Genomic DNA, 6,875 nt, shown 5'->3' with positions numbered 1-6,875 from the left:
GCAATAAAAATGGCTCTAGAAAAACGGGCCGCTTAAGGCCAATAGTATAACCTAAGACTCTCCTGAAAAATGGAGGAGCATTGGGGCCCAGGTCAGTTGCTGCACACGAAAGCTGTGAAAAATTCGAAGATAATTATCAGTATTACCACGGCTATATAAGCGCTACAGGTATAGTACCACTCGACGAACCGCTTTTTATTAAACTCTTGGCAGAAAGTCGGCAGGAAATATCACATGGTAAAGAGGTAGTTTGCCACGAGATAAAAGAAATTGATACATTTACAAAGGATTTAAGCCCGAACTTAGCTCCTCTATTCAAGTCAAATAACAATTGACTTCCCCCATTAAGCAGCAGCAACCTTACGAGGCCTACAAATACTGATCACCACCTAGCTATTCCAAAATTTCCGTCGAGTTAGGAGGCATATCCAAATCAGCTAAATCTGGATAAAGTAACTGGAGAGTTTTGAAAACTACTCGCGTGTCTATCCTTACTAGATACCACTTAGAGCCATCTTTAAGAGCTATCGTAGTGCCTTTGCCTTTAACCCGCCACCTCGTTATTTGAACTATATCTTGCGTGGGTATCAAAGCGTATTCAAGGTTGCTTTTTGTTTTTACACTCACAATCTTATCTAAGTCATAACTAACTTCCAAAATTCTATAGCTATCATCTCCATTTTTCAGACGATCTTCGTACTCCTTCACAGCGGTTTTATCGTCTAATCCAAAAATTTCGTGTATTGTACGGGTAAATTCGGGAGGCGACGCTGCTACCATCCCCTGCATATTATTATTCTTAATATCCAACATCACCTGATCGAATGTCGCCCTGATAATTGCCCTATCATTATCACTCAGAGCAAAAGCAGAATTAGAAAATAATATCATTAAAAAACAAAGTATAAATCTCAGCATCAAAAACTCACCTAGAATCAAAATCAACAATATTTAATTATATTGAAATTTTAAATTATAGAGCTACACAATTATTCAAACCGCCAATTATTTCATCGTATGTTCTTTGAACTCACTCACCAAGAGAACAAAAAAGCCCAAGCGGGAATCTTAGCAAATAACAAGCCGCTTAATAAAGAATATAAAAAAGACAGCCTTTAAGCTGCCTTCCAAATCGGATTATCCCAATGTCATAAACGTGACATTTATTCATGTTCTCGTCAAGTTCATGAGTAAATCACTTTATGTTCATGTGCATATTTCATAATGCTCAACCAAGGCAAGCAGACCACACTTGAGATAACCTATCATATGAGGCATCTGCATTCCTTCGCCCTCGTCCAGCACACAGACCTTTGATGTCACCGGTTTTCCGGCGAGATCCACCAGCCCTAAGACCGTCTCAATCTTCATGATGCGATTTATTGCAATTCGTGCAGCATCAAGCCTGTCTATGTTGCCTAATCCATGTACATGAGCGATATCCATTGCTTTGACACTCGGGAACGGAATACCTGCCAAAGCATAGAACGGGCATAGCCCTCAGCCATTCGCATACCGGCCTCGAACTGTGCACTGGTGATTTCATCCGGATTAAGCAGATGCAGCCGCCCCAGCACAGATCCTGCTTCCTGAGTGCCGGCTACTTTCGCAGACAATCCCATCTTCATGCGGTTTGCTGCAGCCACAGATTTCATCTCTTTCTCAGTTTCGACAAGCCGTAGAGCTATAGTTGTTTTCCGGCATGATTTGCGCCCGTTGGCTTCCCGAAGAAGGGTGGCGGTGTTCAGCCAATCGTTGGCGTGGATGGCTGGTTCAATCTGATCAACTCGCACCCACAGTGTGACGGTATCGATTTTGAGGATGAGTTTGACGACAAGCGTAATCTGATCGCGGTTAAATGCTCCATCTACCGCAAAGACCGCAATCGTCCGACAGTCGTCACCGAATATATGGACGAATGTAAGCGACCAACCGAGCCATGACAAAAATGGCCAAAGCTTATGCTTCGTCACAAAGCTGCAATTCAGTGTACTCGCTACGCTATCGGCTTTGCAGGGATCATTGATCCGGATGAAGCTGAACGTTCACCTGAAGTCATCACTCACGCTGTAGTTATGGCTCCGCCGCTAATCATGCCAGCCGAACATGAAACATCAACAAATCCATTCGATAGCACTGCTTTCCTCACAGAGCTCAAGGAAGCACCGGCTATGGCCGGTGACATCGAAACACTCGAGGATATCTGGTCGTCACACGATCCGCTGTCAGTTCTCGAAGGTGATGATTATGCGCAGGGTGTCGTCCTTAAAATCAAAGAGCGCTGCCTTGCCACAATCGATACAGGAGCCGCAGCATGATGCAGACAGTTCCCCTAACCGCTCCTTATGCGTTTCGCCGTAATAAGAAACTGGCACTTGCTCATATCCGCTCAACAACTGAATTGAGAAACGCACAGGAAGTATTGGCCAACCGTCAAAAGCGCCTGAACGACCGGATCGCCGATATTCTGGCTGATGAACTGGCTGCAGCTTTGTCTGCCCTCAACTTCAATGAGGTTCATTCATGAGCAAGCGCATGGAGTTCTCCCGCAAGATCAAAGCGCAAATCATCACCCGTGCAAACGGCAAGTGTAAAAAATGTTCTGTCATGCTCAAAACCGGTGAAGGCGAAGTCGATCATATTCTACCCTGCGCACTCGGTGGCGAGACAACGGTTCCCAATGGCCGCCTGCTCTGCCGTGTCTGCCAAGTTAAAAAGACGGCTGACGATATTCGGCGTGTCAGAAAATTCGACCGACAGCGCGACAAGGCCAGCGGCGCTGTACAAGCAAAGTCTGCTCTGGCAGGCCGGAAGCAACCAAAGCCTGCACCTACGAAAACACTGCCACCTCGCGCAATGTTTGTACCCGCAAGCCACGAAGCCTTGGCGCAAGGAGGTGGAGAATTGGTGATCTACCGAGTTAGGCAACAAATCTTACACCGGTGGGCATGGCCGGAGCGGCGACATTACTTGGCGTATCGCGCAAATACCTAGTCGAGCGATCAAAAAACATAACCACTATGAAAAACGCGGGGCAAAGAAGGTGTTTTACCCTGAGCACACATTTGGGGATGTCGTTTTCTGGCAAGCCGTAATCACGGCACAGAGCAGCAGCAGCGGAATGAGAAACTTGCACATAAATCACACCTTTGTCACGCATGTTTTAAATGTAGAGATTACTGTAGCGTACCCCACACCCCAAAATTGTGTATAAAAATGGGATATATTACTTCAAGTCGACCCACGAAACATCACTATCATTCAAACTAGGAAGACCAGTAGCACGCAATCTGACCGATTGCCGGAAGTTATTTATATGTTATTTCAATTATATATCCAATGGGGAAGATACGGCGAACTGGCATAACTTATCAGCATTTACCCATAGTGCACACGAAGCCAGCTCTAAATCATTTGAATCATATGCGATAGGTTTATCTGTTGCAGTAGAGGGAGTTGCGAACCTCATAGAAATACAAAGGAAAAGGAACTCAAAGAATTTCAAAAGGAGCAAAGAAATAATTTAAACTTAAAACAATTTATATTAAATAAACTAGATAAAACACAGTCCTATAAAAAGAATAAAAATCGTATTAATAACATGCTTGGTGGAATTAACAGTGAACGTGCAATCGTAAAAATGCGATGGCTTGAAACTATAGGAAAGATTCAACCTAATCGCATAAATACTTGGAACAAAATGAGAAACACTAAAGTGCATGCTAGCTTAAAAAGCGATGCAGGTTTTTGCATTTTAAGTCTTCAAGAAAAGATTAACGCGCTGAACACGGTTCAAACTTTATTTTATGAAATAAAATTTTCTCAAATTGGATATCACGGCTAATATACCGATTATTCAACCTAAAACTGGCCATGTATAGACTATGCTTAATTGTAATATGATAAGCGCTTGAGTTCCAATCAAGGGTAGTGTGAAATTTGAGCCTGTCGTTCACAACTATTTGTCAGTTTTTGGCCGCTTCAAGAATTATTTTAGCAGCATTATTATATAGTTATCATTAAATTGATTAATCAAGATTAAAGCTGGCTTAATCACCTCTGGAGATAAGATCATCGTCTCAGCTGCGGTGCATAGAACAGAAATAAACCGCCTTATGGCGGCTTATTCTAGGAATTAATGATTTCGTATAAAGGAGTATTAGGCTTAATTTCTTTTCCTTTAAGTCCTGAATTGTAAAGATGCAGACCAATAGTGCGAGAGGTAACGAGATCGCTGACTGATAACCCCTCTTCAAACAGTAGATTGCTCAACAGACCGTACATTGGAGAATAACTGTCCGTCGGCACTGCCAAACTCTCAAGGCCTAACCTTTGTACATGATGTGTAAGCAAGGTTGGCCCAATAACACCCCATTCCTGATCGGCAACATGTTTTCCCCGACCAATTATTTTTTTGAGTCTCATTTTACGTTGCTTTTTAAATGGCAACCAAGGGGGGAATGAAATGCGGGTTTTCAGAATCCTTCAGGATACGCCTCAAAAGCTCACTATCATGCGGATTTTTTAAAATACCGTTAGCAATAAGATGGCCGCTTTCCCATGTGAAAACATACTCCTCATCTGCAAAGGACTCCAAGCAAAAGACGTCACAATCGACGTAAAGTCCCATTCCCTCTCGCTGGCTACGATAACGATATATGTCGAATGCATACGCTAGCAAATTATGTCGTTTAAAGACCTCAACTTCGGCCTCTCTCATCAACTTACCAGCATCAAAAAGCCGGACGCCATCAGGGGTATCATGCGGCCTACCGTAAGCATGAGGCACAACATCGTGTCCAAGCCTTATAAGAGAACACAAACACGCCGCATGAATCAGGCCAAGAGTATCCCCGATCCAAACCATATTCACCGTTGTCTTCACACACCTCAATTTACAAGTCTCATCTTCTTTCATGAAACACTTGAGATAAGTAAGACAACATTTGTAGTTTCCAATTTTTTACTAAGCCGTAAAAATAAAAATATTGTTTGTAGGCAACCATTTATGCAAATGACTGCTTTGCAATTTGTAATACAGATTACACTCTGCCTCATAAAGACATGCAAAAATCATATCATTGGTAAAACATGTGAGATGCTTTCTAAATAAATAGAGAAGGATTATGGAATACAATTCATAGAGTTCATATCTTGTTTTGAATTAAGGTATATTTTCTTCATTTTATCATTCAGAAACCTAATAACAAAATTAGATTTCAGAAAATAATGTCTCCTACCAGCACACGCGTAAATTGATCGGCATACCTACGTAATTCAACCAAAAACAATATATGTATGTAGTGAGCTGAGCCCAATTATTATAGGCGAATTTTATTCGTTTGCATTCGAAAAAATTTTACTTGCCCGTGCGAACCACCCAATGAGCACAGCATCCACTTTTCCACTCAGGGAGACACTCGATCCGAATATGGCTGACAGCGTAAACCTGCTTAATGAGGGCGGCATCCATATTGGGCACGATGTCTGGGTTGGTCGACGCGCTATAATCTTACCAAAAGTAGAAATTGGGAACAGCGCAGTAGTTAGAGCGGGAGCGGTCATCACTAAGGATGTCCCCCCTATGCGGTGGTTGCAGGAAATCCTGCAAGACTGATACGCTATAGGTTCAATGAAGAAGCCATCCACAACTTACAAAACATTGCTTGGTGGAACTGGCCTGACGAAAAAATTAAAAAATATCTAGATGATTTCTTTCTTCCAATTGACGATTTTATAGAGCGACACTCACTATAATATAACGCCCTCTAATATATAAATTATCAGCCAACGAGACAAACCAATGCATGACAACCTCCTGCCCAGCATAGTCGAGCCGCCATTTTTTTACATAATAATGTCGACATACAACAGACCGGAGCTTGTCTTAAGAGCTGTTGCCTCTGTTTTGAAACAAAATTACAAAAACTATAAGTTTATAATATTTAACGACGGCTCCAATCAAAACTATTCAAAACTCGAGGAAATTGCTGATCAACAAAAAATAATTAAATATATAAAAATTAAAAATAATGTTGGCTCAAATAAATCAAAAAATACAATGATAGATTACGCCAAAATTGAAAACAAAAACAAAAATTCATACTTTTTCATACTTGATGACGATGATTATTTGATAGATAACTCTCTAGAGGTTATAGCGAATGAAATCATTACGAACCCACATAAAAACTGGTTATGCTTCAACTGTACATTGTGTTCAAAGCCGTTCCCGTCTCACAAGAACTACAGCCAGAGAATGAGTATTTCTTATAAAGAATTTAAAACAAATTACATGGGCGACAAACACCATGTATTTAAATTAACCTCAATCGGTGAAGTAAGGTTTCCTTCTCCTCATTTTAAAAATGGCTATGAGCACATTTTTCTGGAGCAACTCTCAAGCGACATTTACATTGTTCCTGATGCCGTCAAAGCTATTGAATACCAAGCCGAAGGACTATCTAATAGCTCCCTCTACAAATCAAGAGATACTATATCTGTCTTGTTCCGGCATATATTGGCAGCCCCTAAAGTTCCTGCATACTATTTTGATTTTATGAAATCCTTCACACCGAAAAACATCCTAAAGGCTATGGTAACAGAGGATAAATACTATAGAGCCAAGAAAAAACTCGGGTTGAGAGTACCGCAAAGATACAAGTAATATTTTCATGCACTGTGACATTAAGCCTGCCTCACTCATGGAATATTAAAGAGAGGGACAGTCTGGCTCTCGTCAAAAATAATCACCTATAGATGCCATTAGTGAATGACTTCCAATGGCATCAAAAGATGAAACCTCATTACAGTTTACATTTCGTAAATATAGCTCTAGTAAAAATAAAGAAAAAAGAACCGATACATATTGAATC

General features: G+C 41.2%; 10 protein-coding genes and 1 pseudogene. 6 read left to right on the top strand and 5 right to left on the bottom strand.

Going from position 1 to position 6,875, the window contains the following annotated elements; genetic code table 11:
- Positions 1-393: 393 nt before the first annotated feature.
- The 3 genes from DFR47_RS16835 to DFR47_RS16830 all read right to left on the bottom strand — a co-directional run bounded on the left by DFR47_RS16835 (position 394) and on the right by DFR47_RS16830 (position 1,655).
- Entirely contained in the window at positions 394-918 is a 525-nt protein-coding gene (locus tag DFR47_RS16835; protein ID WP_147245604.1) for a hypothetical protein, read from the bottom strand.
- 288 nt (positions 919-1,206) lie between these two features.
- Entirely contained in the window at positions 1,207-1,446 is a 240-nt protein-coding gene (locus tag DFR47_RS21595) for a hypothetical protein (RefSeq protein WP_147245602.1), read from the bottom strand.
- The gene (locus tag DFR47_RS16830; RefSeq protein WP_113945573.1) at positions 1,419-1,655 is read right to left on the bottom strand and encodes a hypothetical protein; all 237 of its coding nucleotides are present in this window, start codon (positions 1,653-1,655) and stop codon (positions 1,419-1,421) included. The genes DFR47_RS21595 and DFR47_RS16830 overlap by 28 nt, the downstream gene beginning before the upstream one ends.
- An 81-nt stretch (positions 1,656-1,736) precedes the next feature.
- On the opposite strand from DFR47_RS16830, the pseudogene DFR47_RS22360 reads away from it, so the two are divergent.
- The 4 genes and pseudogenes from DFR47_RS22360 to DFR47_RS16815 all read left to right on the top strand — a co-directional run.
- Positions 1,737-1,943: pseudogene (locus DFR47_RS22360) on the top strand (RecT family recombinase); the annotation flags it as partial.
- Positions 1,944-1,961: 18 nt separating this feature from the next.
- Entirely contained in the window at positions 1,962-2,318 is a 357-nt protein-coding gene (locus DFR47_RS22355; RefSeq protein ID WP_374788417.1) for a hypothetical protein, read from the top strand.
- Positions 2,315-2,527 carry a hypothetical protein gene (locus DFR47_RS16820; RefSeq protein ID WP_113945572.1) on the top strand — a complete coding sequence of 71 codons (213 nt, stop codon included), beginning with the start codon at positions 2,315-2,317 and terminating at the stop codon, positions 2,525-2,527. Before DFR47_RS22355 ends, DFR47_RS16820 begins: the two co-directional genes overlap by 4 nt.
- Entirely contained in the window at positions 2,524-2,994 is a 471-nt protein-coding gene (locus DFR47_RS16815) for an HNH endonuclease (protein ID WP_113945571.1), read from the top strand. Before DFR47_RS16820 ends, DFR47_RS16815 begins: the two co-directional genes overlap by 4 nt.
- Before the next feature lie 1,134 nt (positions 2,995-4,128).
- Here the strand turns inward: DFR47_RS16815 and DFR47_RS16805 are convergent.
- Together DFR47_RS16805 and DFR47_RS16800 are read right to left on the bottom strand one after the other, a co-directional pair.
- Complete coding sequence (locus DFR47_RS16805; protein ID WP_113945569.1) at positions 4,129-4,425, bottom strand: hypothetical protein; 297 nt, start codon at positions 4,423-4,425, stop codon at positions 4,129-4,131.
- 13 nt (positions 4,426-4,438) lie between these two features.
- Positions 4,439-4,918, bottom strand: coding sequence for a hypothetical protein (locus tag DFR47_RS16800; protein WP_147245600.1), 480 nt, complete (start codon positions 4,916-4,918; stop codon positions 4,439-4,441).
- 465 nt (positions 4,919-5,383) lie between these two features.
- Here DFR47_RS16800 and DFR47_RS22350 point away from each other — a divergent pair, with 465 nt between their 5' ends.
- The gene (locus DFR47_RS22350; RefSeq protein WP_374788416.1) at positions 5,384-5,617 is read left to right on the top strand and encodes an LbetaH domain-containing protein; all 234 of its coding nucleotides are present in this window, start codon (positions 5,384-5,386) and stop codon (positions 5,615-5,617) included.
- Positions 5,618-5,803: 186 nt separating this feature from the next.
- Entirely contained in the window at positions 5,804-6,667 is an 864-nt protein-coding gene (locus DFR47_RS16790; RefSeq protein ID WP_113945567.1) for a glycosyltransferase family A protein, read from the top strand.
- The last annotated feature ends 208 nt before the right edge of the window (positions 6,668-6,875 follow it).

This window comes from Pseudochrobactrum asaccharolyticum (assembly GCF_003314995.1).
Taxonomy (GTDB): Bacteria; Pseudomonadota; Alphaproteobacteria; order Rhizobiales; family Rhizobiaceae; genus Pseudochrobactrum; species Pseudochrobactrum asaccharolyticum.
Note: the sequence above shows the minus strand (reverse complement) of the source record. Positions and strands in the feature narration are given on the sequence as shown.